At 73.3% G+C, this 26,287-nt stretch carries 17 protein-coding genes; 11 read left to right on the top strand and 6 right to left on the bottom strand.

All coding sequences use genetic code 11. The features are described 5' to 3' along the window. The first annotated feature begins 89 nt into the window (after positions 1 to 89). The 4 genes from NEH16_RS04445 to NEH16_RS04430 all read left to right on the top strand — a co-directional run bounded on the left by NEH16_RS04445 (position 90) and on the right by NEH16_RS04430 (position 10,616). Positions 90 to 1,526, top strand: coding sequence for a phytoene desaturase family protein (locus tag NEH16_RS04445; RefSeq protein ID WP_265539393.1), 1,437 nt, complete (start codon positions 90 to 92; stop codon positions 1,524 to 1,526). Positions 1,527 to 1,733: 207 nt separating this feature from the next. Beyond that, the gene (locus NEH16_RS04440) at positions 1,734 to 4,298 is read left to right on the top strand and encodes a S8 family serine peptidase (protein WP_265539391.1); all 2,565 of its coding nucleotides are present in this window, start codon (positions 1,734 to 1,736) and stop codon (positions 4,296 to 4,298) included. Beyond that, positions 4,298 to 7,123 carry an FG-GAP-like repeat-containing protein gene (locus NEH16_RS04435; protein WP_265539389.1) on the top strand — a complete coding sequence of 942 codons (2,826 nt, stop codon included), beginning with the start codon at positions 4,298 to 4,300 and terminating at the stop codon, positions 7,121 to 7,123. Before NEH16_RS04440 ends, NEH16_RS04435 begins: the two co-directional genes overlap by 1 nt. A gap of 148 nt (positions 7,124 to 7,271) precedes the next feature. Next, positions 7,272 to 10,616 carry an ATP-binding protein gene (locus NEH16_RS04430; RefSeq protein ID WP_265539387.1) on the top strand — a complete coding sequence of 1,115 codons (3,345 nt, stop codon included), beginning with the start codon at positions 7,272 to 7,274 and terminating at the stop codon, positions 10,614 to 10,616. Positions 10,617 to 10,640: 24 nt separating this feature from the next. Here the strand turns inward: NEH16_RS04430 and NEH16_RS04425 are convergent, their stop codons facing one another. From NEH16_RS04425 to NEH16_RS04410, 4 genes are all read right to left on the bottom strand, one after another. After that, positions 10,641 to 12,383 (bottom strand): sulfatase, encoded by a 1,743-nt coding sequence (locus NEH16_RS04425; RefSeq protein ID WP_265539385.1) that lies wholly within the window; start codon positions 12,381 to 12,383, stop codon positions 10,641 to 10,643. A 65-nt stretch (positions 12,384 to 12,448) separates the two neighbouring features. After that, positions 12,449 to 13,447, bottom strand: a complete 999-nt coding sequence (locus NEH16_RS04420) for a formylglycine-generating enzyme family protein (protein ID WP_265539384.1) — start codon at positions 13,445 to 13,447, stop codon at positions 12,449 to 12,451. A gap of 459 nt (positions 13,448 to 13,906) precedes the next feature. Then, positions 13,907 to 15,565: an acyl-CoA dehydrogenase family protein gene (locus NEH16_RS04415; protein ID WP_265539382.1), complete on the bottom strand. Its 1,659-nt coding sequence runs from the start codon at positions 15,563 to 15,565 to the stop codon at positions 13,907 to 13,909. 33 nt (positions 15,566 to 15,598) lie between these two features. Further along, positions 15,599 to 16,207, bottom strand: coding sequence for a TetR/AcrR family transcriptional regulator (locus NEH16_RS04410; RefSeq protein WP_265539380.1), 609 nt, complete (start codon positions 16,205 to 16,207; stop codon positions 15,599 to 15,601). A 73-nt stretch (positions 16,208 to 16,280) separates the two neighbouring features. Here NEH16_RS04410 and NEH16_RS04405 point away from each other — a divergent pair, with 73 nt between their 5' ends. The 7 genes from NEH16_RS04405 to NEH16_RS04375 all read left to right on the top strand — a co-directional run bounded on the left by NEH16_RS04405 (position 16,281) and on the right by NEH16_RS04375 (position 24,743). Then, complete coding sequence (locus NEH16_RS04405; protein ID WP_265539377.1) at positions 16,281 to 17,801, top strand: class I adenylate-forming enzyme family protein; 1,521 nt, start codon at positions 16,281 to 16,283, stop codon at positions 17,799 to 17,801. Between the two features lie 56 nt (positions 17,802 to 17,857). Then, positions 17,858 to 18,460: a TetR/AcrR family transcriptional regulator gene (locus tag NEH16_RS04400; RefSeq protein ID WP_265539375.1), complete on the top strand. Its 603-nt coding sequence runs from the start codon at positions 17,858 to 17,860 to the stop codon at positions 18,458 to 18,460. 193 nt (positions 18,461 to 18,653) lie between these two features. Then, the gene (locus NEH16_RS04395; RefSeq protein WP_265539373.1) at positions 18,654 to 19,577 is read left to right on the top strand and encodes a TauD/TfdA dioxygenase family protein; all 924 of its coding nucleotides are present in this window, start codon (positions 18,654 to 18,656) and stop codon (positions 19,575 to 19,577) included. Between the two features lie 30 nt (positions 19,578 to 19,607). Further along, positions 19,608 to 20,909 (top strand): MFS transporter, encoded by a 1,302-nt coding sequence (locus tag NEH16_RS04390; protein ID WP_265539371.1) that lies wholly within the window; start codon positions 19,608 to 19,610, stop codon positions 20,907 to 20,909. A gap of 37 nt (positions 20,910 to 20,946) precedes the next feature. After that, positions 20,947 to 22,659 carry an aldehyde dehydrogenase family protein gene (locus NEH16_RS04385; protein ID WP_265539369.1) on the top strand — a complete coding sequence of 571 codons (1,713 nt, stop codon included), beginning with the start codon at positions 20,947 to 20,949 and terminating at the stop codon, positions 22,657 to 22,659. Between the two features lie 96 nt (positions 22,660 to 22,755). Continuing rightward, entirely contained in the window at positions 22,756 to 24,246 is a 1,491-nt protein-coding gene (locus tag NEH16_RS04380; protein WP_265539367.1) for an AlkA N-terminal domain-containing protein, read from the top strand. Then, positions 24,243 to 24,743: a methylated-DNA--[protein]-cysteine S-methyltransferase gene (locus tag NEH16_RS04375; RefSeq protein WP_073965868.1), complete on the top strand. Its 501-nt coding sequence runs from the start codon at positions 24,243 to 24,245 to the stop codon at positions 24,741 to 24,743. The genes NEH16_RS04380 and NEH16_RS04375 overlap by 4 nt, the downstream gene beginning before the upstream one ends. 68 nt (positions 24,744 to 24,811) lie before the next feature. Here NEH16_RS04375 and NEH16_RS04370 read toward each other — a convergent pair whose 3' ends face one another. Together NEH16_RS04370 and NEH16_RS04365 are read right to left on the bottom strand one after the other, a co-directional pair. Continuing rightward, a complete protein-coding gene (locus tag NEH16_RS04370; RefSeq protein ID WP_265539364.1) occupies positions 24,812 to 25,396 on the bottom strand; it encodes a TMEM165/GDT1 family protein in 585 nt (194 codons plus the stop codon). A 207-nt stretch (positions 25,397 to 25,603) separates the two neighbouring features. Further along, the gene (locus NEH16_RS04365; RefSeq protein WP_265539362.1) at positions 25,604 to 26,275 is read right to left on the bottom strand and encodes a class I SAM-dependent DNA methyltransferase; all 672 of its coding nucleotides are present in this window, start codon (positions 26,273 to 26,275) and stop codon (positions 25,604 to 25,606) included. Positions 26,276 to 26,287 lie beyond the last annotated feature (12 nt).

Here is a 26,287-nt window from a genome sequence, read left to right as displayed (position 1 = left end):
CATCGGGCGAGGACACTACCCGCCCCCGGCTGTCGGTGCCTGCGAATATCCTGGGTGCTCCGACCGTCGGCTGACAAAGGAGTCCGAAGGTGCCGTCGATGCTCGATGCGGTCGTGGTGGGCGCGGGCCCCAACGGACTGACCGCCGCAGTCGAACTGGCCCGCCGGGGCTTCGCCGTCCAGGTCTTCGAGGCCGCGCCGGCGGTCGGCGGCGGCGCGCGTACGGAGGAGCTGACGCTCCCCGGCTTCCGGCATGACCCCTGCTCGGCGGTGCACCCCCTGGCCATAGGCTCCCCGGCCTTCGACGCGATGCCCCTCGACCGGCACGGCCTGGAATGGATCCAGCCCGACCTGGCCCTCGCCCACCCCTTCCCCGACGGCACCGCCGCCGTGCTCGCCGCCTCGGTGGGGGAGACCGCGATGTCCCTCGGCCCCCGGGACGCGGGCGCCTACCGCCGGCTCCTCGCCCCCTACCTCGGCCACTGGGACTCCCTCGCCCGGGACTTCCTGCGCACCCCGTGGGACGGGCTGCCCCGCGACCCGTACCGCTGGGCGCGGTTCGGGCTCGACGCGATCCAGCCCGCCACCCTGCTCTCCCGCCGCTTCCGGGGCGAGAAGGCGCGCGGCCTGCTCGCCGGCCTCGCCGCGCACGCCATCGCGCCCGCGGACGGCATCGCCACCGGCGGCATCGCCCTGCTCTTCGCGCTCGCCGCCCATGAGCGGGGCTGGCCCATTCCGCGCGGCGGCTCCCAGGCCATCTCCGACGCCCTCGCCTCGTACCTCCGAGAGCTGGGCGGCACGATCACCACCGGTACGGAGGTCAAGCGCCTGGACGAACTGCCGCCCGCCCGCGCCTATGTCTTCGACACCTCGCCGGCCGCCCTCGCCCGGATCGCCGGCCTCGGCCGCGCCTACCAGGGGTACCGCTACGGCGCCTCCTGCTTCAAGATCGACTACGCGCTGTCCGGACCGGTGCCCTGGACCGCCGAGGAGCCCCGCCGGGCCGGCACCGTGCACATCGGCCCCACCGCCGGCGAGATCGACGACGCCCTGCACCGGGCGGTCGACGGCCGCGACCCCCGCGCCCCCTTCCTGATCACCGCGCAGTCCAGCCTGGTGGACCCCTCCCGCGCCCCCGAGGGCAAGCACGTCTTCTGGGTGTACGGGCATGTCCCGGCGGGCTGGCAGGGCGACGCGACCGAGGTCATCGAACGCCAGCTGGAGCGGTTCGCCCCCGGATTCCGCGACCTGGTCCTCGCCCGCGCGGTCGCCGGTCCGCCCGGCATCGCGCAGCGCAACGCCAACTACGTGGACGGGGACATCGCCTGCGGCGCCTTCGCCGGCCTCCAGACCGTCATCCGCCCCAAACTGGCCCGCGTCCCGTACGCCACCGCGCACCCGGCGGTCTTCCTCTGCTCCTCGGCGACCCCGCCCGGCCCCGGCGTGCACGGCATGTCCGGCCACCACGCGGCCAAGGCGGTCTGGCGGCGGCTGCGCGCGTCGGGGGAGCCGGGCCGCCGCCGCTGAGGGGGCGTGTCGGACCGCCGCGTCGCGGGCGGGGGGCCGAACGGACACGTCCGCGCGTAACGCGAGCCGTGCGCGGAATTGGCTGAGAATTGTCTATGAACCTCTTTGACCTGCGGAAACGCTGGCGCGGGCTGGCTTGTAATGCCCGAGTAACGCCGCCCTCCTAGCGTGCGGGCTCCCCCGTACCGTTCCTGGAGGAGCATCTTGATGCACCTGTCCCGATCGCCCCGGCGGAGAACCGCTGCTTGGGCGGCAGCAGCGCTCACCGTCACGGGCCTGCTGATCGGCCCCCCGTCCGCGGCCGCCGCCGACGGCCCGACCGCCCAGGTCGACTCCGCCCTGCTCAAGGCCGTGGACAAGGGCGGCGAGACGTCGTTCTTCGTCGTCCTCAAGGACAAGGCCGACCTCACGACCGCCCAGCGCAAGCACGGCCACGCCGCGCGGGCGAAGTCGGCGTTCGACGAGCTGAAGGCGAAGGCCCACAAGAGCCAGCAGTCCCTCAACACCTTCCTCGACAAGGAGAAGGTGGGCCACCAGGACTTCTGGATCGCCAACGCGGTCAAGGTCACGGGGGACCAGGACCTCGTGGAGCGGCTCGCGAAGCGCTCGGACGTCGAGCGCATCGTCAAGGAGCAGCACTACAAGCTGGACGACAGCGGGTCGAAGCCCACCGCGGCCGAGACGAAGGCCGCGCTGAAGGCCGCCACCGAGGCCGCGACGGCCGAGGAAGCCACCCCCGAGTGGGGCGTCAAGGACATCAAGGCCGACCGGGTCTGGGACGACTACCGGGACCGCGGCGAGGGCATCGTCATCGCCAACGTCGACTCCGGCGTCCAGTACGACCACCCGGACCTGGTCGGCAACTACCGGGGCAACAACGGGGACGGCTCCTTCACGCACGACTACAACTGGTACGACGCCAGCGGTCAGTGCCCCACGAGCGCCCCCTGCGACAACAACGGCCACGGCACCCACACCATGGGCACCATGGTCGGCAAGGGCGGCGTCGGCGTCGCCCCGAACGCGACGTGGATCGCGGCCAAGGGCTGCCAGTCGGACCTGTGCGACGACTCCACCCTGCTGCTGGCCGGCCAGTGGATTCTCGCGCCGACCGACCACAACGGGCAGAACCCGCGCCCGGACCTCGCGCCGAACATCGTCAACAACTCGTGGGGCTCCGACGACACCACGACGACCTTCTACCAGGACGTCGTCAAGGCATGGAACTCCGCCGGCATCTTCGAGGCGTTCGCCGCCGGCAACGACGGTGACGGTGTCACCTGCTCCACGACCCACCCGCCGGGCTCGCAGGTCACGTCCTACGGCGTAGGGGCCTACGACTCCAAGGGCAAGATCGCGAACTTCTCCGGATTCGGCCCCTCGCTCGTCGACGGTTCGCAGAAGCCGAACATCTCGGCGCCCGGCGTCGACGTCCGCTCCACCTGGCCGGGCAGCTCGTACAACACCATCTCCGGTACGTCGATGGCGACCCCGCACGTCGCCGGCGCCGTGGCCCTGCTCTGGTCCGCCGCCCCCTCGCTGATCGGTGACATCGACGGCACCCGCGCGCTGCTCGACGAGGGCGCGATCGACGTGGACGACACGCACTGCGGCGGCACCGCCGGAGCCAACAACGTCTGGGGCGAGGGCAAGCTCGACATCCTCGCCTCCGTCGACAAGGCCCCGCACACCGCGGCCACCGTCACCGGCACGGTCACCGACGCCGCCACCGGCAAGGCGCTGACCGGCCTGAACATCAAGGCCACCGACGCCGCCGGCACCTCCCGCATCGTCAACACCGTCGCGGGCGGCGCCTACCGCCTCACGCTGGCCGAGGGCACGTACTCCTTCGCCCTGAGCGGCTACGGCTACGCGCCGAAGACCGTCACCGGCATCCAGGTCACCAAGGGCCAGGCCCTGACCCAGGACTTCACGCTCGACGCGGTCGACTCGCACAAGGTCTCCGGCACCGTCTACGACGTCCAGGGCCGGCCGCTCGCCAAGGCCACGGTCGCCGTCGACGGCTCCCCGGTCGCGCCCGTGAAGACCGACACCAGCGGCGCCTTCACGCTGCCCGAGGTCTCCAACGGCAGCTACACCCTGAGCGTCACGCCGAGCGCCCCGGTCCTCTGCAACGGCGCCTACCACGGCGCGCTCACCGTGGACGGCGACGAGACCGCCAAGATCAAGCTGCCGGCGCTGTCCGACGCCCACGGCAACACCTGCACCCCGGCCACGTACTCCTGGATCAAGGGCACCACCGAGGTGGCGCTCACCGGTGACGAGGACGCCAAGACGATCGCGCTGCCCTTCCCGGTCAAGCACTACGGCGTCGCGTACACCAGCGCGTCCGTGACCACGAACGGCCTGGTCGACTTCCTGGAGCCGCGGATCGGCGACTACGCCAACACCGCGCTCCCCTCGGCGGCCCGCCCCAACGGCACCGTCGCCGCCCTCTGGGACGACCTGGTCCTGGACAAGAAGTCCACCGTGCAGACGGCGGTCACCGGCTCGAAGGGCAAGCGCTCCTTCGCCATCGTGTGGAACAAGGCCGCCTACGCCGACGGCACCGCCGGCCGCGCCACCTTCGAGGCGGTCTTCGACGAGGCCACCGGCTCGGTGACCGTCCAGTTCAAGACCGTCCCCGACCGCGGCACGAGCGCGACCGTCGGCATCGAGAACCAGACCGGCGACGACGCCCTCCAGTACTCCTTCGACCAGTCGGTCATCACCGCCGGCTCGGCCGTTCACTTCACGCAGGAAGACAAGTGATGAGAGCCCACAACTCGCGACGGGCCCTGCGGCTCGCCTCCGGACTGGCCGCCGCGGGCCTCGCCCTGACCGCCGCCCCGCACGCGCTCGCCGCCGACTCCGCTTCCGGCAAGGCCCTGCGCCTGACGAACGCCCAGGCCGAGAAGCTGGCCGACCGCATGCGGGTGGACCCGCAGGCCGACGCCGCGACGTCGGACGCGGAGAAGACGGGTGACGGGACCGGAGCGGGCCCGAAGACCTCCACCGACGCGGCCGCCGACATCACGGTCAAGAACACGTCGCAGATCGAGAACGTGACCGGCCTGGCGGCCACGGTGCCGGTCGGCAACAAGAAGGGTGACTACTTCACCCTGCACAGCAACGGCCACGCCGCCCGCACCACCGCCGACGGCACCGAGCAGTGGACCCGCTCCGTCGACTCGCTGTACGCGGGCTGGGGCGTCAAGCCGCTGCGGGTGTGGGAGAGCGAGATCTACCCCCCGCACGTGCAGATGAGCTACAACGCCGTCGGCACCTTCACGCCCAACGCCGACCAGGGCTACGACTCCGGCGACCTGACCGGCGACGGCGTGCCCGACCTGGTCTTCACCGCCGACCTGGGCATGAACCCGCCGGTCGGGGTGAGCATCCCGGGCACCACGCTGACCTCCGGCACCTTCGTCACGATCCTCGACGGCACGACCGGGAACACGGTCTGGTCGAAGTTCTACACGTACGCGAGCCAGGTCAAGATAGTGGACGGGGCGCTGCTCGTCGCCGACTCGCCCGCGTACAACTCGTCCGCCCCCGCGGGCAGCACGGCGAAGCTGACCAGCACCCGGTTCAGCTACGCCGACGGCAAGCTCGCCGAGTCCAGCACCTGGACGTACGACACCGGCGAAACGGGTCCGGCGACCTGGGCCGCCCTCCAGGACCTCGGTGGCGGCAAGGCCGCCGTGGCGTGGAACGTCCGCAAGACCGCCACCACCACCGCGAGCGGGCGCACCCTCGTCCTCGACATGAACGACGGCACGGTGCGGTGGCAGACCGACAGCCCGCTGTACGTGCGTCAGCTGCGGGTGGACGACGGCCGCGGCCGGCTCGTCGCCGTGGAGCAGTCCGACTACACCGACGGGGTCCGCTACGAGATCGTCTCGTACGACCTCTCGGACGGCCGCCGCACCACGCTCGACTCCCGCGTCAACGTGCTGCCCACCGCCTTCACGGTCGGCGACCTCACGGGCAACGGCGGCGCCGAGTACGCGGTCAGCGAGTCCTCGCTGACGGACTCGCTGTTCGTCAACTCCAGCACGATCCGCGTCCTCGACGGCGACGACCCGGAGACCGCGCTGTGGCAGCACACCACCAAGCGCGACCCCGCCAACAGCCACGACGGGCCCAGCACCTGGAAGCTCGACGTGGTCGGGAAGAAGCTGGTCGCCGCCGCTTCGGACGACGCGAAGGCCGGAACCGCCGTCAACCCCGGCAGCCGCTTCGCCTCCCTGACGGTCTTCTCCGGCAAGGGCAAGGTCAGCTGGCAGACGAAGGGCGCCACCGCGTCGCCCACCTTCCAGGACGTGTTCAAGGACAAGAGCGGCCGGCACATCCGGGTCGTCGACGCCGACCAGAACGTCCGCACCTACGCCTTCACCGACGGCACCCAGGAGCAGCTGACGCCGCTTCAGGGCGCCATGGCCTACGGCAAGACCGTGGACGTCGACGGGGACAAGAAGGACGACCTCGTCGAGGGCGGTACCTCCAACGGCCTCTGGGCCTACTCGGGCACCTCGCTGCTCGCGGGCAAGCCGAAGATGCTGTGGCGGGCGACGCTGCCCGGCGCGGTCCACCGCATCGAGACCGCCGACGTCACCGGGGACAAGACCCCCGAGATCGTCGTGGCCGCGGACAGCGCGGTCGTGGTCATCGACTCGCGGACCGGTGCCGTCCTCAAGACCATCGACGGCGGCGGCCAGTTCGTCCGCTCCGTGGCGCTCGCGGACGTCGACGGCGACAAGAAGTCCGACATCCTCGTCCCGACCGACGCCCTGCGCGTCTACAAGGGCAACGGCAAGGCGCTGTGGACCTACGCGGCGCCCGAGAGCGCCGGGGACGTCCAGTTCTCCGACCCGTCGACGAATGACGGCAAGGTGTACGTGCAGTACACCAGCGAGGACTCGTTCGACCTGGCCGCCCCCGCCATGCGGGCCGTCCAGCTGAACGCGGAGAACGGTGCGCTCGGCTGGGACGGCGCCCCGAAGGCCCCGGCCACCGCACAGGACGGCAAGGTGCGCGGCGGCCTGCTCACGAACGCGGTGTACGCCTCGCCCGCGATCCCGTACGCGGACGGCCACGCCGTCGTCTACACCTGGGTCGTCTGGGCGCCTTCCGGACTCGGCGGCACCGACGCGTTCAGCCCGTTCAACGTCGCGGAGATCCGCGACGGCCGCACCGGTGAGGTGCTGAACACCAAGGTCACCGGCGGTCTGTGGACCCACAGCAACTACCTCGACGGTGACGGCGCCCTGCTGGCGTCCGGCACCGCGGCCCTCTACTCCTTCAAGGCCGGGGGCGCGGAGGACCTCGTCTTCCTGACGCCGCCGGCGCAGTTCGCCACCTGGGTGACGGCCCCGAACGGCGAGAAGGTGCTCGCCACCGGCGGCAGCGGCGGCGTCTACCTCTGGGACCCCGCCATCCTCCCCGGCGAGGTGCAGTACCCCAGCAGCTCGGCAAGGCGCACGCCGGTGCCGCCCGCAACTACGTCACGGGCGACCTCGACGGTGACGGCAAGGACGAGGTCGTCATGCTCAACTTCGACGACCGAGGTGTCAACCAGACCGCGGAGCTGATCGGCGGCGGCTACTCGGTGCCCAACGGCAGCACCCCCTACACGATCGCCCTCAAGCTCTCCTGAGCCCAGGCGGTCACCCCGTCCCGCCGCCCCCTCCGGCACTCGCCGGAGGGGGCGGCGGCGCGCCCGGTTAAAGTGGGCGCCTCATGAGCGAGCGGCACACACACAGCACGGACCAGGCCCCGCCCCTGGTGCACATACGCCTTTTCGGTGGATTCCGGGTGACCCGCGACGGCGGTCCGGCCCTGGCCGAGCGCTGGCCGAGGCAGACCGCGCAGTCCCTGGTGAAGCTGCTCGCCGTCGTACCCGGACACCGGCTCCACCGCGAGCAGGTCATCGACGTCTGCTGGCCCGACACCGACCCGCAGGCCGCCCAGGGCAGCCTGCGCGTCGCCCTGCACGCCGCCCGCCGGGCCTTGGAGCCGGAACTCGCCTCCCGCGCCACCTCCTCGTACCTCCTCTCGGAAGGCGGGCTGCTCCACCTCGACCCCGCCCGCGTCCGCATCGACGCCGACCGCGCCGAGGAGGAGGCCAGGACCGCGCTCGCCGCCGGCGGTGCGGACGGTCTCCGCGAGGCCCTGGACCGCTTCTCCGGCGAACTCCTCCCCGAGGACCGCTACGCCGACTGGGCCGAGGGCCGCCGCTCCCAGCTCACCGACCTCAAGGAGCGCCTGCTCCTCGCCCTCGCCGACGCCCACCTCCGGGCCGGCGAGCCGAAGGAAGCGGTCACCCTCGCGGAACGGCTCCTGGACGACAACCCCGCCGAGGAGCTGGCCCACCGCGTCCTCATCGACGCCTTCACCCGGCTCGGGCTGCGCCGCCGCGCGGTGCGCCAGTACCACGTCTGCCGGGCGGCCCTCGACGCCGAACTGGGCGTACGGCCGGGCCCGGAGACCGAGCGCCTGCACCGCGCCGCACTCGCGGCGGAGCCCGCCGGACCGCCGTCCGCGCCCTCCCTGCCCGCCTCGCTCCGGGTCCCCGCCGCCGGTCCGCTGCGCGGGCGCGAGGCCGTGCTCGGGCGGCTGCTCGCGGCGGACGGGCCCGCCGTCGTCACCGTGCTCACCGGCGAGGCGGGCGTCGGCAAGACCCGGCTGGTCGGCGAGGTGGCCCGGCAGGCCGCCGCCTCCGGCACCGCCGTCCTCTGGGGCGGCGGACACGACGCGGAGGGGCACACCCCGTACGGCGCCTTCGCCGAGGCCCTGGACGGCTGGCTCGCCGAACGCGACGAGGCGGAACGCGCCCGCGTCGGCGGCGAGTACCCGGAACTGGCCGCGTTCCTGCCGGCGCTCGGCCGGGTCCGCGCCGACTCCGAACGCAGCCCCGAGGAGGAGCGCGACCGCCTCTTCCGCGCCACGGCCGCGCTGCTCGGCGAACTGGCCGCCGTGCAGCCGGTGCTGATCGTGCTGGACGACCTGCACGCCGCAGACCTGGGCTCCTTCCAGCTGCTGAGCCACCTGGCCCGGCGCGCCGCGCAGACGGACGGCTGGCGGTTCCTCGTGACGTGCCGGGAGGAGGAGATACCCGACGGCGACCCGCGTTCCGCCGGCCTGTCCTCGCTGACCCGCCAGGGCCTCGCCGTCCGCGAGGACGTGCCGCGCCTGGACCAGGAGGCATGCCTCGCCGTCGTACGCGATACGGTCGGGCCGGCCGCAGCCCCCGCCACCGGCACCCCGGACCGGATCTGGGAACTCTCCCTCGGCAACCCGCTGTTCGCCGTCGAGCTGGCCCACGGCATGGCCGACGGCGCCGGGACCGTCGCCCCGGACGGCGTCCGGCAGCTCGTCGCGGACCGGCTGGCGCGGCTCGACCCCCACGCCCGGAGAATCGTCGAGGCGCTCTCCGTGGCCGGACCGGAGACATCGTTGTCGGAGCTGCTCGACGTCGCGGCCCACGGGCTCGACCCCGCCGTCACCGGAGGCGCCGCGACCGACGCGCTGGAACGTGCCATGGCCGCCTCGCTCATCGAGGAGCGGGACATCCTGGTCGGCGGCCGGCACGAGGCGGGGCTGACCTTCCGCCACCCGCTGGTCCGGCTCACCTGCTACGAGAAGCTCTCCGCCATCCGCCGCCGGCAGCTGCACGGCGCCTTCGCGCAGGCCGTGCTCCGCCGCCGCCCCGACGCCGTGGACACCCTGGCCTCGCACTTCACCCGCGCCGACGACCCGCGCGCCGCCGAGTACCTGCGCCGCGCCGCCGCCCGGGCCGCCGCCCTCTTCGCCAACGACACCGCCGACCGCTACTACCGCGACCTGGTCGCCCGGCTCGACGTGGACGCCGCCCGGGCCCGCCTCGCCCACAGCCAGGTGCTGCGCCGCATGGGCAACTTCGCCCAGGCCGCCGAGGTGCTGCGCCTCGCCCTGGACGAGTTCGTCCGGCGCGGCGACCACGAGGACATCGTGCTCGCGGCGGCCTGGCTCGCCGACACCCTGGGGCGCACCGGCCTCCCCGACGCCGGCCGACAGGTGCTGGCCGCGCACCCGGTCACCCCCGACACCGCGCCGGAGCCCGCCGCCGGGCACTACCTGGCCCAGGCCGTGCTGTGCCGCATCCAGGGCCGCTACGAGGACGCCTACCCGGCCGCCCAGCAGGCGGTGGCCGCCGGGCGGCGGGTGGCCGGCCGGGCGGGGGAGGGGCTGATGGCCCGGGCGCACTCGCTGCGGGCCAGCATCCTGGGCCTCAGCGGCCGGCTGGACGAGGCCCGCGAGGCGGCCGACCTCGCCCTGCCCCCGGCCGAGGCGTACGGCGACCCGACCCTGCTCGGCTCGGTGCTCTCGACGCTGCGGGAGAACGAGCGGCGGGGCGGCCAGCTCCGCGAGGCCGTCGCCACCGGGCAGCGGGCCCTCGACCTCGCGGAGCAGTCCGGCGACCCGGCGAGCGCCGCCTTCGAACGGGCCAACCTCGCCGAACTCTGGCTGCTCCTGGAGGACTTCGGCACCGCGCGCACCCTCGCCGAGGCGGCGGTCGCGGGCGCCGAGGAGGACGACGCCTGGTGCCTTCCGTACACCCTGGCGGCCCTCGCCCTGGTCCGGATGCGCACCGGGGAAGCGCCCGGCGCCGCCGCGCTGCTGGGCCGCGCGCAGTCGTCACCGGGGCTCGTGGACCGGCAGGCGGGCCACGAGGTGCGGGCGGCCCGCGCCGAACTCGCCCTGCGCGACGGGCTTCCGGGCCATGCCCGCCGTGCCGTGGAGGGCCATGAGCGGGACGTGCCGGTGTTCGCCGCCTGGGCCGAGCTGCACTGCGGCCGGCCCGAGGCCGCACGGCGCCTCGCGGGCGACGAGGTGGCCCGGGCCGGGCGCACCGGCGAACGGCTCGCCGAGGCCGACGCCCGGACGGTCCTCGCCCTGGCCCTGCACCGGCTCGGCGACGGCGCGGCGGCGCGGGAGGCGTTGAGACGCGCCGAAGAGATGGTGCGCGCCCTGCCCTACCCGGCGGGCGCGACCCATGCGGCCGAGGTGCGGGCGCTCATGGAAACGGAGCCGGACGCCCGGTAGCGGGGCGGTCCGGAGCCGCCGACGTCAGCGGGCCGCCGCGGGCACCTGGAGCACCACCGGTACTTCCTCGCCCGGCCGGACGACCACGGTCTCGTTGCGGCGCTGGACGACCTTGTCGTCGGCGTACGTGCTCCCGGTGACGGTGAACGTGAGGGGAGCCTTGCCCGCACGCAGGGTCGCCAGCGGGGCGTCGACCTCGTCCAGCCAGCGGATCAGTTTCGTGCCCAGGTCCGTGACGACCGCCGGCTGTTCGGCGGCCAGGTCGTGGGCCTCGCCGATGTCGTTCGCCAGGTCGTACAGCTGCCAGGAGCGGTCCTCGTAGGAGTAGACGAGCTTCCACTTGCCGGACCGGATCACCGACTGCGGGCGCTGGTCGCGGCCGCCTTCGATCAGGTAGCCGGGCAGATGCCAGTACAGGGCGTCGCGGTCCAGCGGAGCCGAGCCGTTGAGCCGTCCGCTCAGGTCGGCACCGTCGAGCTGTCCGCGGTCGGCCGCCGGAACCCCGGCGAGCGCGGCGATCGTCGCCGTGTGGTCGGCAACGTACACGGGGGTGTGGTCGACCCGGTTTCCGCGTACCAGCTGGGGGTTGGTGCTCCAGGCGATCTGCGGGACCCGGATGCCGCCCTCCCGCAGCTCACCCTTCTGGCCGCGCAGCGGCCCGTTGTCGGTGAACTGTTCCACACCGCCGTTGTCCCCGCTGAAGAGCAGGACGGTGTTGTCGGCGAGGACGTGTCCGGGGTTGCGCGGGTCGGAGGTGGTCCGCAGATGGTCGACGAGGCGGGCCACGTTCTGATCCAGTCCCTCGATCAGGGCACCGTACGACGGATTCGAGGTGCTGTGGCCCCGTGCCTTCGCACGGTACTTGGCCAGCAGGTCGGCACGGGCCTGCTTCTCGCCGACCGGGGTGTGGACGGCGTAGGAACCGACGAACGCGAAGAAGCGGTCCGACTTGTTGCGGTCGACGAAGTCCAGCGTGGCGTCGGCCAGCGCGTCGGTGACGTGCTTGTCCGTGCCGACCAGCGCGTCCAGGGCGGCGGAGCCCACACCCTGGCTGTACGGCTTGATGTTCCGGTCGACGTACTCCTGTGTGTAGTCGCCGGCATAGGCGTCCAGCGCGGGGCCGATCTTGGTGTGGAAGTGTCCGTCCACGGCGTGATAGGCGCCGGGGTCGCCCGCGTTGGTCCCGCCGAAGTTCTCGTCGAAGCCGTGCTGCGTGACGATGTCCGCACCCGACCGGCTGACGTGGAACTTGCCGAAGTACCCGGTGTGGTAGCCGACGTCCTGCAAGCGCTCGCCGATGGTACGCGCGTCGTTCGGCAGGGCGGTCGCTCCGTCCGCGCGCCCCTGGGCGGGCCCCTTCAACAGGGTGTCGTCGCCGCCCCGGTTGAGATCGCCGACCAGGTAGATGTTGTTCTGGGGCCTCGGGGCGTACAGCCCGGTGAGCAGCGCGGCGCGGGTCGGTGTGCAGTTCACCGAGGTGTAGCCGTTGTCGAAGGCGACACCCTCGCGCGCGATCCGGTCCAGGGCGGGCGTCTCGTAGTAGTCACTGGGGTGGCCGGCGTTGGTCCGGCCCGTGCTGACGTCCGTCCAGCCGAAGTCGTCGGCGAGGACGTACACGATGTTCGGCGCGGGCGTGGGCGCGGCAGCTGGGCCGGTCCTGGGCTGCTGTCGGGCCGGTGCGGCCGAGGCGGGGGCGACGAGGGTGGGCAGGGTGAGTATCAGCGGAAGGCTGAGCAGGCCGATCAGCCGCGCGTTTCTCCTGGGCATGAGATCTCTCCTCGAAGGGGGCTGGTAAGGGACAGTGAGGGGGCGGAGCGTGGGCGGACGTGCTGTCACGCGGCGTCGTTGGCGCAGCGGAAGCCGACGTTCGCAGCCGCCGACCGGGCGGTGTTGCCCGAGCGGGCGGCGACCCGGTAGCGGTAGCAGTACGAGTTATGGCAGAGGAAGGAGCCGCCCCGCATGACCCGGCGGGCGTCCGGGTCCGGGTCGTGGGAGGGGCCGCGCGGGTCGTGTACGGGCAGGTCGCCGGCGCGTGCGGCGTAGGTGTCGGCGGCGAAGGTGTCCGCACACCACTCCCAGACGTTGCCGACCGTGTTCCACAGGCCGTAGCCGTTGGGCCGGTACGACTTCGCGGGAGCGGTGTTCTCGTGCCCGTCCTCGGCGGTGTTCCGGGTCGGGAAGGTGCCCTGCCAGATGTTGCAGTTCCACCTTCCGCGCGGCTTGAGCTCGTCGCCCCAGGGAAACCGCCGGCCCGCCAGGCCGCCGCGTGCCGCGAACTCCCACTCGGCCTCGGTGGGCAGGCGTTTGCCCGCCCAGGCGCAGTAGGCCTGCGCGTCGTTCCAGCTCACCTGGACCACCGGGTGGTTCCGCAGTGCGCCGACCGACGAGAGCGGTCCGGCCGGGTGGCGCCACGATGCGCCTCGTACCACGAGCCACCAGGGTGTACCGGCCGCCTCCCCGACGATGTCGGAGGGCTCCGCCCGCACGGCCAGGTGGAACACGGCGGAAACGCCCAGCCGTTCGGCTTCCGTCTCATAGCCGGTGTCCTTGACGAAGGCGGCGAACGCGGCGTTGGTCACCGTGGTGGCGTCGATCAGATACGGGTCGAGCCTCACCGGGTGCACCGGCCCCTCGCCGTCGGCCGCATATCCCTCGCCGAAGCCGTCGCCCATCGCGAACGTCCCTCCGGGCAACAGGACTTGACCGCGGGTTTCACGTCGCGCGGGCGTGGGGCGATACGGACCGGGCGGCGGCCCGATGGTGAGGAGGCCGGGGGCGGATGACGGATGGCAAAGGCCGCGGCCATCGGAGGCCGGGGTGCAGCAGGACATCGCTGAGCTCCTGTCGGGGCTGGGAGCAGCACGGCACGGCCGCGGGCCGCCGACGGACGTCAGCGCGGACGCGGCAGAAGAGCGTGCGAGGGGAACGTCACGCATCCCTCGGGACGCGCGTACTCAGGCAAGGCAGCTCAGGAACGGTCCCGTTCGGACATCGGGACGGCGGCTGCGAGGGGGGAGTGCTCAGCGACAGAACTGGTCGAAGTGGTCGACGCGACGGCTGGGCCAGAACGCGTCCAGCAGTACCGTGCGGGCTGAACGGGCACTCCTCATAAGGCAGATGACACCACGGAGCGGCCGGACGTTCAATGCCGCGTCCGGCTGATGAGACCGCTTGCGGGGCACGGGGCCCCGGGCACGTCGAAGCACCCGAATCACCTTCGGGCGTCGGGTGGTGGGTGGCCGATCGGCCGGGACGCGGTGAAGCACGCTCACCGCGTCCCGGCGGGCGTCCTACGCGGGCAGCCGCTCCAGCAGCCCCGCGAAGTCGGTGTCCGGAGCCAGGGTGCCGAAGGCGAGCCCCCGGTCACCGGCCAGCCGCGAGGCGCAGAACGCGTCGGCGACCGCCGTCGGCGCGTGCCGGACGAGCAGCGAGCCCTGGAGGACCAGCGCCGCGCGCTCGATGAGCCGCCGGGCCCGCAGCGGGGCGTCCTCGGTGAGGACCAGCTCGCCGCGCAGCTCCCGCCAGGCCGCGTCCAGCCGGCGGTCCGCCCCCGAGGCGGCCTCGACCTCGGCGCGGAAGGCGTCCAGCGACTCCGGCTCCCGGGCCAGCGCGCGCAGCAGGTCCAGCGCGTTCACATTGCCCGAGCCCTCCCAGATGCCGTTGAGCGGGGCCTCCCGGTACATACGCGGCATGCCCGAATCCTCGACGTAGCCGTTGCCGCCGAGGCATTCCAGCGCCTCCGCGACCGCGACCGGCTGGCGCTTGCACACCCAGTACTTGGACACCGCCGTGGCCAGCCGCAGGAACGCCCGCTCCTGCGCGTCGCCCCGCTGGGCGCGGTCGGCGGCCCCGGCGAGCCGCAGCCCGAGCGTGGTCGCCGCCTCGGACTCCACCGCGAGGTCGCCGATCACATTGCGCATCAGCGGCTGGTCGATCAGCTTGGCGCCGAACACCGAGCGGTGGCGCACATGGTGAGCGGCCTGGGCGAGCGCGGCGCGGATGCCGGCCGCCGAACCGATGACGCAGTCCAGGCGGGTCATCGTCACCATGTCGATGATGGTGCGCACGCCCTTGCCCTCCGGGCCGACGAGCCAGGCGACCGTGTCGTCGAACTCGGGTTCGCTGCTGGCGTTCGACCGGTTGCCGAGCTTGTCCTTGAGCCGCTGGACGCGGAAGGTGTTGCGGCTGCCGTCCGGCAGGACGCGCGGCACCAGGAAGCAGGAGAGGCCGCCCGGCGCCTGGGCGAGGACCAGGAAGAGGTCGTTCATCGGGGCGCTGGTGAACCACTTGTGCCCGCGCAGCCGCCAGGTCCCGTCGCCCGCCTCGGTGGCCGTGGTGGTGTTGGCGCGCACATCGGTGCCGCCCTGCTTCTCCGTCATGCCCATCCCGGCGAGCAGCCCCGGCTTCTCGGCGGGGGTGCGCAGCCCGGCCTCGTACACCCGGCTGGTCAGCAGCGGTTCGTACGTCTTCGCCAGGTCGGGGGCGTGCCGCAGCGCCGGGACGACGGCGTACGTCATGGAGACCGGGCAGAGGTGGCCCGCCTCCAGCGTCGACATCACCATGAAGCCGGCCGCGCGCGCCACATGGGCGCCGGGGCGCTCGTCGGCCCAGGCGGCACCGGCCAGGCCCGCGCCCACCGAGGCGTTCATCAGGTGGTGGTAGGCGGGGTGGAAGTCGACCTCGTCCACGCGGTGGCCGTAGCGGTCGTGGGTGCGCAGCACGGGCTCGTTGACGTTGGCCTGCTCGGCCCACTCCTGGGCCTGCGCGCTGCCGACGTAGCGGCCGAGCCGGTGCAGCTCCTCGGTGTGCCACTCGGCGCCCTCGCGGCGCAGGCCCTCCAGGAGGACCGCGTCGTCGGCCACGTCGTGACCGGTCAGCGGCGGTGCCTGGTTGGTTACTTCGTGGGTCGCGGCGGTGGGGTTGCTGCGGGGCGGGACGGTCGTGGACACGGGGGCCTCCAGGGGAAGGGGTACGCGGAATGGTCAGGGGCGCGGCGCGCCCGCGCAGCGCAGGGCCATGGCGACGAGTTCGGTGAGCAGCGCCTCGGTGGTCTCCCCGTCGCCGGCGCCGAGCGGATCGACCAGGACCTCGCCGACCGCGCCGGTGAGCGCGGCGGCGGTGATCTCGCCGTTCTGCGCGGGCAGCAGGCCCTCCTCGATCCCCTCGTGGACGACCTCGGCGAACAGCGCGCGGTAGCGGCGGCGGTAGTCGAGGCGTTCGGCGCCGACCGCCGGATCGGCCGGGGCGGCGAGCAGCGCGTAGGCCAGGCCCCGGTTCTCCAGGGCGCGGCGGGCGAAGACCTCGACGCCCCGCGCCAGCCGCTCGACCGGTGTCCCGGGCTCGCGCAGCACCGTGCCCAGCACCTCGACCTCGCGCCCGGCGGCGCGCCGGAAGACCTCGACGGCCAGCGCCGCCTTGGACGAGAAGTGCTGGTAGACGGAGCCGGCCGCGATACCGGCCGAGTCGGCGACGGCGGTGACCGACGCCTGGGACCAGCCGACCTCCGTGACCACCGAGGTGGCGGCGGCGATCAGATGCTCCCTGGCTGCTTCGAGGCGACTGATTTCGGCTGGGGTCTTGCGGTAGGCCATGAAAGAAGTGAACCATCATTCAGAGTTTCCCGCCATGGTCCGTTGGCACGGTCCGGCTCGTCAGGAGAACGTGATGCACCTCAGTACCCTGCTGGACAGCGCCGTCCGCTCGGCCGGCGACCACGAAGCGGTCGTCTACCGTGGGCAGCGGTGGTCCTACCGGGAATTCGCCGACGCGGCCCGACGCGCCGCGACCGTGCTGCGGGAGGCCGGGCTCCGCCCCGGCGACCGGCTGGCCGTGATGACGTACAACACCCCGGCCTTCCTGTTCGCCGCGTTCGGCGCCTGGTACGCGGGCGCCACCCTGGTCCCGGTCAACCACAAGCTCCGGACGGGCGAGGTGGCACGGCAGCTGAGCCACTGCGGGGCCAGGGTCGCCGTGGTGGACGCGGAGATCGGGGAGCGCGCCACCGCCGCCGACGCCGGGACGACCTGGCTGGTCAGCCACCCCGACGCCGAGGCGCCTGAACGGCCCGCCGACGCGTTCGAGGCCCGGATCGCGGCCGCCGAGCCGTTCGCCGGGGAGCCGGGCACGGACGGCGACATCGCCCAGATCCTGTACACCTCGGGCACCTCCGGCACCCCCAAGGGCTGCGTCCACACCCACCGGACGATCACCCTGACGGCCGCCTACACCGCCGCCGCGATCCCGCTCCGCCGCGACGAGCGGTTCCTGATCTGCATGCCCGTCTGGCACGCCTCCCCGCTCAACAACTGGGTGATGGGCACGCTGCTGACACGCGGCACGGTGGTGCTCCAGCGCGAGTACGAACCCCGGGGCATGCTGGAGGCCATCCAGCGCGAACGCGTCACCGCGATGTTCGCCGCCCCGATCGCCCTGATCGCACCCACCCAGGCGGTGGCCGACTTCGCCTCGTACGACCTCTCGTCCGTGCGGGCCTGGATCTACGGCGCGGGACCGCTCGACGCGGACACCGCGCGCCGCCTGATGAAGGCGTACGGCTCCGAGGACTTCCACCAGGTGTACGGGATGAGCGAGACGGGCCCCGTGGGCGCCTCGCTCCCGCCCGCCGAGCAGGTCGCCAAGGCCGGCGCGATCGGCCGGGGCGGCATGCCCGGGGTCGAGCTGCGGGTGGTGCGCCAGGACGGCGCGGACGCGGGGGCGGGGGAGACCGGCGAGATCTGGCTGCGCTCCGACACCCGCATGGTGGGCTACCTGGACGACGAGGAGGCCACCGCCGAGGTGTTCGCGGGTGACTGGTACCGCAGCGGTGACCTGGGCCGGGTGGACGAGGACGGGTTCGTCACGGTCGTGGACCGGATGAAGGATGTGATCATCACCGGCGGTGAGAACGTGGCCTCGCAGGAGGTGGAGGGCGCCCTGCGCGGCCACCCCGACATCCTGGACGTCGCCGTGGTCGGCCGGCCCCACCCCCAGTGGGGCGAGACCGTCGTCGCCGTGGTCGTCCCGCGCGAGGGCGCCGCGCTCGACCTGGACGGCGTCCGCGCCTGGCTGGAACCCCTGATCGCCCGCTACAAGGTGCCCCGCGAGCTGGTCCTGCGCCCCGACCTGCCCCGCACGCCGTCCGGGAAGATCACCAAGCACGTCCTGCGCGACGAGCTGACCCGGTGAGCCCGGGGCCGCACCCCTGCGGGAGGGAATGGGCCCGGCCCGCGTAGGGTCGGGGCATGGCCGACGAACAGGTGACCAAGGCGCGGCGCGGCCCCGGCAGACCCCGCGAGGAGCGCGTCACCCGGGCCGTGCTCGACGCGGTCGTGGAGCTGGTGACGGAGCACGGCATGGGCGCGCTGACCATGGACGCGGTGGCCGCCCGAGCGGGCGTCAGCAAGCCTGCCATGTACCGGCGTTGGGCCACCAAGCAGGAGCTGATCCTCGCCGCGGCCGAGACCCGGATCGGCCCGCTCACCGTCCCCGACATGGGCGACTTCCGGGCCGAGCTGCGCGCCGTGCTGACGGCGCGCATGGAGGCGTACCGGCAGCCGGGCGTCTCGCGGCTGCTCGCCGGTGTGATCGGCTCCGCGTCGGAGGCGGGCGCCGAGCCGGGCGCGTACCGCGACTACACGGCCCGGGTGATGAGCGAGACCCGCCACCTCCTGGCGCGCGGAGTCGCGCGCGGCGACGTCCGGGCCGATGTCGACATCGCCGCCGCCGCCACGCTCGTCGCCGCCTCGCTGGTCTTCCGCATGGTCGGCGAACAGCGCCTGCCGGACCAGGAGTTGGTGGATTCCGTGGTGGACCTGATCGGCCGCGCGGTCGCCGCTCCCGCGTAACGCCCTTCGTCCCTGACCCGGCCCGCCGCCGGGCGCTTCCGCATGCCCGGAACCGGGGCGGACCGTCACGGAACCCACCCCCGGACGGTCACCGAATCCACCGGTAAATCACCTCGCCACACCCCTTGCCCCGCCGCCCGGCTATATCGATACTGCTCGTTACGTAATTAGCGCACCGCCGGGAGGAATACCCATGCAGACCGCTGTCACGAACCCCAAGCCGGTCCTGGACAAGCCGCTCATGCACTACGGGAGCCGGACCCTCGAACGGCTCGCGCCCGGCGCCGAGCCGGCCACGTACCGGCAGGTCGGGATCAGCCCGCTCACCCCGCACTTCGGCGCCGTGCTCGACGGGGTCGACCTGACCCGCCCGATCACCGAGGAGCTGGCCGAGGAGCTGCGCCAGGCGCTGCTGGAGTGGAAGGTGATCTTCTTCCGCAAGCAGACCGGCTTCACCGCCGAGCACCAGCTCGCCCTGTCCGGCGTCTGGGGCCCGCCGGAGCCCAACCCGTTCTTCCCGAAGACCGGGACGGCCGGCGTCTCGCGCCTCGCCAAGGACGCCAAGGCCGCCGGCAACAAGAACATCTGGCACAGCGACCACTCGTTCATGGCCAACCCGGCGCTCGGCTCCGTCCTGCGCGCCGTGGAGGTGCCCGCGGCGGGCGGCGACACCATGTGGGCGGACATGGCCGCCGCCTACGACAACCTGCCCGACGACCTGAAGGCCCGCATCGCCGCGCTCACCGCCGTGCACGACTGGGCACCCAGCTGGGGCGCCCTCATGAACGACGAGCAGAAGGCCGAGTTCCGCAAGTCCTGGCCCCAGGTCGAGCACCCGGTCGTCGTCCGCCACCCGCGCAGCGGCCGCAAGACCCTCTACGTCAACGAGCCCTTCAGCACCCGCATCAACGGCCTCTCCGACGCCGAGAGCCGCGAACTGCTCGACATCCTGGTCCTCCAGGCCCGCATCCCCGAGTACCAGGTCCGCTTCCACTGGGAGGCCGACTCGATCGCCATCTGGGACAACATCGCCACCCAGCACTACGCGATCAACGACTACTTCCCGCAGCGCCGGATCATGGAGCGCATTGCCATCGCCGGCGTGCCGCTCTCCTGACCCCTCCGCACCCCCTTCCCAGGAGATCCCATGACCGCGGCACCGATCGAACGGCCCCAGCACCCCACCGAAACGGTGGCACCCGCCGGCACCCGCACCCGGGCCTGGACGGTGACCGTGCTCCTCGTGGTCTTCATGATGGTCAACTTCGCCGACAAGTCCGTCCTCGGCCTCGCCGCCGACGAGATCCGCGCGGACCTGCACCTGAGTGCCACTCAGTTCGGCCTCGTCAACGGCGCGTTCTTCCTGCTCTTCTCCGTCGCGGCCGTCCTGGTCGGGCTCGCCGCCGACCGGGTCTCGCCGAAGATCCTGCTGCTGATCATGGCGCTGCTCTGGTCCGTGGCCCAGGTGCCCGCGGCGATCGGCGGCGGCCTCGCCGTCCTCGTCGCCTCCCGGGTCTTCCTCGGCGCGGCCGAGGGCCCGGCCTTCCCCGTGGCCCAGCAGGCCACCCTCGCCTGGTTCCCGAACGACCGGCGCAACCTGCCGGGCGCCCTGATCACCCTCGGCGTCACGCTCGGCGTGATCACCTCCGCGCCCGGCCTCTCCTGGGTCATCCAGCACCACGGCTGGCGCACGGCGCTGTGGGTCCTGGCGGGCGTGGGCCTCGTCTGGGCCGCCGTCTGGAAGGTGCTCGGCGCCGACGGCGGACACCGCGTGGACACCGCCCCGGCGCCGGTACCCGAGGAGGTGCCCGCCGCCCCGGTCCCGTACCGCGCGATCCTCACCAGCCGCACCTGGATCGGCGCCACCTTCGCCTACTTCACCAGCTACTGGACCGTCGCCCTCATGCTGGTCTGGCTGCCGTCCTACCTCCGCAACGCCCTCGGCTACACGGCCGGCGAGGCGGGCATCGTCGTCGTCGCCCCCTGGACCATCGGCGCCGTCGTCCTGCTCGCCCAGGCCGGGGCCACCGGACGGCTGATGCGGCGCGGCGTCGGCAGCCGCCGCGCCCGGGGCTGGGTCGGCGGCACGCTGCTCGGGCTCGGCGCCCTGTGCTGCCTGGCCGTCCCGCTCGCGGACGGCACCACGGCCAAGACGGTGCTGATCGCCCTCGGCTTCGGGTTCGGCGGTTCGTACGCGGCCGTCGCGGCGACCACCGTCAGCGAACTGGCCCCGCCCACCAGGGCGGGCGGCGCGCTGGGCGTCATGAACGCCCTGGTCACCCTGGCCGGACTGGCCGCCCCGGCCGTCGTCGGCGCCCTCGTCGACGCCCACGGGACCGGCGGCTACCAGAACGCCGTCGTGCTCTCCGGTCTTCTCCTCGTACTGGGGGCTGCGGCATCCTTCTGGCTCATCGACCCGGCCCGCGACGCGGCCCGCCCGACCCCCTGACCCGTCCCCCCACCGGACCCACCCAAGGAGCCCGCCCGTGAGCGCCGCCCCCGCACTCGACTCCAGCTCGCTCGACCTCGCCGTCGCCGGCCTCCGCGACCGGGCCGGCGCCTGGACCGCCACCCCGCTCCCCGAACGCGTCGCCCTCCTGGAGCGCATGCTCCCGCGCATCGCCGAGACCGCGCCCGCCATGGTCGCCGACGCCGCCGCCGCGAAGGGGTACGCCGCCGACTCGGCCTGGGCCGCCGAGGACTGGGTCACCGCCCCCTGGGCCCTGGCCCAGACGGTGAGCGCCTACCTCCACGTACTGCGCAGGCTCGCCGCCGGACAGGACCCGGTCGACCGCACGGCCGTCCGCGAACGCGGGGGCCGCGTCCTGGTCGACGTCTTCCCCGCCACCGGGACGGACCGCCTCCTGCTCAACGGGTTCACCGCCGAGGTGTGGACCCTGCCCGGGACCACCCGGGCGCAGGCGCTGGCCGACGCGGCGGGGGAGTTCCGGGGCCGCCAGGGCCGCCCGGCCGTCGCCCTGGTCCTGGGCGCGGGCAACGTCCCCGCGATCACCCCGCTCGACATCCTGCACAAGCTGTACGCGGAGGGCGAGGTCGTCCTCGCCAAGATGAACCCCGTGAACGCCTATCTGCGCCCGCACTTCGAGGAGGTGTTCGCCGAGTTCATCGAGAAGGGCTGGGTGCGCTTCGTGGACGGCGGGGCCGAGACCGGCGCCTACCTCACCACCCACGACGGCGTCGACACCATCCACGTCACCGGCAGCGAACGCACCCACGACGCGATCGTCTGGGGCACCGACGAGCAGGCCGAGCGGCGCAGGAGCGAGGACACCCCGCTCAACGACAAGCCGTTCACCAGCGAACTCGGCGGCGTCAGCCCCTGCATCGTGACCCCGGGACCGTGGAGTGCGGCGGACTTCCGCTTCCAGGCCGAGCACATCGTCACCAGCAAGATGAACAACTCCGGCCACAACTGCGTCGCCAGCCAGATCCTCGTCGTCCCCCGCGCGTGGGACGGCACCGAACGGCTGCTCGCCGAGATCCGCCGGGTGCTGCGCGAACTCCCGCCCCGCGCCGACTACTACCCCGGCGCCGCCGACCGCCTCGAAGCGGTCGTCCGCGCGCACCCGGACGCCGAGACCCACGGCGAGGCCGCCTGCCGCCTGCTGGTGCCCGACATCACGGACATGGGCGACCCGATGCTCGACATCGAGGTGTTCGCCAGCGCCCTCGGAGTCGTACGGCTGCCGGGTGCCGACGCCCCCGCATTCCTGCGCGCGGCGACGGAGTTCGCGAACGACCGGCTCCCCGGCACCCTCGGCGCGACCCTGCTGGTCCACCCCCGCACCGAACGCGCCCACCGCAGCGCGGTCGAGGAGGCGATCGCGGGGCTCCGCTACGGCACCCTCGGCGTCAACTGCTGGTCGGCGTTCGGCTTCCTGCTCGGCTACACCCCCTGGGGCGCCTTCCCCGGGCACAGCCGCCAGGACATCGGCAGCGGGGTCGGCTTCGTGCACAACGCGTTCATGCTGGAGCACGTCGAGAAGACCGTCGTACGCGCCCCCTTCGCACCCGCCCCGCGCGGCCTGTTCACCGGCTCCCCGTCCCTGTCCCCGCGCCCGCCGTACTACGTCACCAACCGCACCGGCCGCACAACCATGGAACGCCTCACCGCCTACACCGCGGACCCGAAGGCGACCCGGCTCCCGGGGATCTTCGCCTCGGCCCTGCGCGGCTGAACCAGGAGACACGGGCGTCGGGCAGCCCCAGGCAGCCCGACGCCCATGTCGGATTTCCGCCAGCCACCCGCCCCACCGGTGGCCCATCCTTGAACCATGCACACCGACACCGAGCGCTGCGTCCGGGCGGTCCGGTCCAAGGACGCCCGCTTCGACGGCTGGTTCTTCACCGCCGTCCTGACCACCCGGATCTACTGCCGCCCGAGCTGCCCCGTCGTGCCGCCCAAGGCCGAGAACATGACGTTCTACCCCAGCGCGGCCGCCTGCCAGCAGGCCGGGTTCCGGGCCTGCAAGCGGTGCCGCCCCGACACCAGCCCCGGGTCCCCGGAGTGGAACGCCCGCGCCGACTCGGTGGCCCGCGCGATACGGCTCATCCGGGACGGCGTCGTGGACCGCGAAGGCGTCCCCGGCCTCGCCGCCCGCCTCGGCTACTCGCCCCGCCAGATCGAACGCCAGCTGCTCGCCGAGCTGGGCGCCGGACCGCTCGCCCTGGCCCGCGCCCAGCGCGCCCAGACCGCCCGCGTGCTCATCGAGACCACCGGGCTGCCCATGGCCGAGATCGCCTTCGCCGCCGGGTTCTCCTCCGTGCGGACCTTCAACGACACCGTCCGCGAGGTCTTCGCCCTCGCCCCCGGCGAACTGCGCACCCGGGCCGCCCGCACCGCACCCGCGCCCGCCACCCCGGGCGTCATCACGCTGCGCCTGCCGTACCGCGCCCCGCTCAACCCCAGCAACCTCTTCGGCCACCTCGCCGCGACCGCCGTCCCCGGCGTCGAGGAGTGGCGCGACGGCGCGTACCGCCGCACCCTCGCCCTGCCGCACGGCCACGGCATCGTCGCGCTCACCCCGCGCCCCGACCACATCGCCTGCCGGCTCTCCCTCACCGACCCGCGCGACCTGACCCTCGCCATCAGCCGCTGCCGCTGGCTCCTCGACCTGGACGCCGACCCGGTCGCCGTGGACGAGCAGCTGCGCACCGACCCGCTGCTCGCCCCGCTGGTCGACGCGGCACCGGGCCGCCGGGTGCCGAGGACCGTCGACGGCGCCGAGTTCGCCGTCCGCGCCGTGCTCGGCCAGCAGGTGTCCACCGCCGCCGCCCGCACCCACGCCGCCCGGCTGGTCACCGCGCACGGCACCCCGGTGGACGACCCCGAGGGCGGACTCACCCACCTCTTCCCGGACCCGGAGGCGCTGGCCGGACTCGACCCCGAGCAGCTGGCCCTCCCGCGCAGCCGCCGCCGCACGCTCACCACCCTCGTCCAGGCCCTCGCGGACGGCTCGCTGCGCCTGGGCCCCGACTCCGACTGGGACCGGGCCCGCGCCGACCTGGCCGCGCTGCCCGGCTTCGGCCCCTGGACCGTGGAAGTCATCGCGATGCGCGCCCTCGGCGACCCGGACGCCTTCCTCCCCACCGACCTCGGCATCCGCAGGTCAGCCCAGCACCTCGGCCTGCCCGCCACCCCGGCCGCGCTCACCGCCCGCGCTGCCGGCTGGCGCCCCTGGCGGGCGTACGCCGTCCAGTACCTCTGGACCGTGGACGACCACCCCATCAACCACCTCCCGGACGCGGAAGGGAGTGCCCCGTGACCCGGCAGCACACCGTCACCGACAGCCCCTACGGCCCGCTGACCCTCGTCGCCACCGACGGGGTCCTCGCCGGCCTCTACATGACCGGCCAGCGCCACCGGCCCCCGGAGGAGACCTTCGGCGTACCCGATCCACGCCCCTTCGCCGAGGCGATCCGCCAGCTCGACGCCTACTTCGCCGGCGCACTGCGCGACTTCGACCTGCCGTTGCACCTGGACGGCACCCCGTTCCAGCGCAGCGTCTGGGAGCAGCTGCGGCTCATCCCGTACGGCGAGACCCGCTCGTACGGGGAACTCGCCGAGAACCTGGGCAAGCCCGGGGCCTCCCGGGCGGTGGGCCTGGCCAACGGCAAGAACCCGGTCGGCATCATCGTGCCCTGCCACCGGGTGATCGGAGCCTCGGGCGGCCTCACCGGCTACGGGGGCGGCCTGGACCGCAAGCAGCGCCTGCTGGCGTTCGAGAACGGTACGGAGGCGAGCACCCCGGCGCTGTTCTGACCGCGCGTACGGCGAAGGGCCCCGCACACGCTCGTGCGGGGCCCTTCGCCGTACGGCACATACGCAACTCAGCCGGTGAAGATCTCGATCACCGTCCAGATCGCCAGGCCCAGCATGCACAGCCCGCCGACCCGCTGCACGGTCTTCAGCGGTACGCGCTTCGCGATGAACCGGCCCGCGAGCAGCGCCAGCGCGGACACGGACATCAGGGCGGCGGCGGAACCGATCGCGGTGGACCAAGTCCCGTTGCTCGCCGCCAGGTTGGCAGTTGTGATCTGCGTGAGGTCGCCCCACTCGCTGATGAACACGGCCATGAAGGCCGTCGAGTACACCGGCCAGAACCCGGTCACCGTCTTCGGGCCTGCCTCGTCGTCCTCGTCGTCCCCGCCCCCGCGCAGCAGCATGAACGCGCCGAACGCGAAGAGCGAGGCGGACACCAGCTTGACGATCCAGTCGGGCAGCAGACCGAGCAGCCCGCCCGCGCCCACCGCGATGGCGACATGCACGATGAACGCGGACGAGGTGCCGAACCAGACGTAGAGCGGGCGCATGCGCGTGCCCATGGCGAGCGACGCGAACATCGTCTTGTCCGGGAGTTCGGCGAGGAAGATCAGCCCGAAAGCGGTGATGATCGCCAGGGGGTCGAGATGCATTCCGGGTGGCTTTCTGTACGAGCCGGGCCCCGGATCTCCGCGAAGTGCCGGTCGGCGTTTCGGAGGACCACTCGGCCCGGCATGACGGCACGGCCCACGGGGCGTGGGCGTGTCATACCTGACCGAAGGTCTCGCCCACCCGTGATGATCCACGAGCCCGGCCACCGGGAACCGGGGTTCCAGTGTGTCGACGACCGGTTTGCGGGGCTACTCCCCTTCGCAGCCGTCCACACTACCTGACCCGATCGGACGCCGCGCGATCAGGAACGCCTGCGGAGTGCGCTCCTCCGGGTCGGCCGCCCGCACGAGGCGCGCCCGCACCTCGAACCCGGCCCCCTCCAGCAGCCCCGCCACCCGGTCCGGGTCGAAGCGGTAGACGTCCAGGTCCACGGGGTGCCCGTACGCGTGCTCAAGCCGCACGCCCTCGTCCTCGCCCGCCTTGAAGGCGAGGAGCAGATGGCCGCCGGGGGCCAGGACCCGGTGGAATTCGGCCGTGTACGGCCCCAGCTCCTCCGGCGGCGTATGCACGAGCGAGTACCAGGCGACGGCCCCGCCCAGCGAGCCGTCGGGCAGGTCCAGCGCGCTCATCGTGCCCACCTCGAACCGCAGCTCCGGGTAGCGCCGCCGGGCCTCGGCGACCATGCCGGGGGAGAGGTCCGTGCCGGAGGCGTCGAGGCCGAGGTCCCGCAGATACGCGGTGACCCGCCCCGGCCCGCAGCCGAGATCGGCGACCGGGCCGCCCCCGCCCGCCTCCACATACGCGGCGAAGGCGCCGAGCATCGCCCGGTCCAGGTGCTTCGCCGCCAGCTCGTCCGCGAGGAGCGCGGCGTAGTCGGCGGCGACGGTGTCGTACGAGGCCCGGGTGGCGCGGAGAGTCATGCCCGGGACCGT

The organism is Streptomyces drozdowiczii, assembly GCF_026167665.1.
Taxonomy (GTDB): Bacteria; Actinomycetota; Actinomycetes; order Streptomycetales; family Streptomycetaceae; genus Streptomyces; species Streptomyces drozdowiczii_A.
Note: the sequence above shows the minus strand (reverse complement) of the source record. Positions and strands in the feature narration are given on the sequence as shown.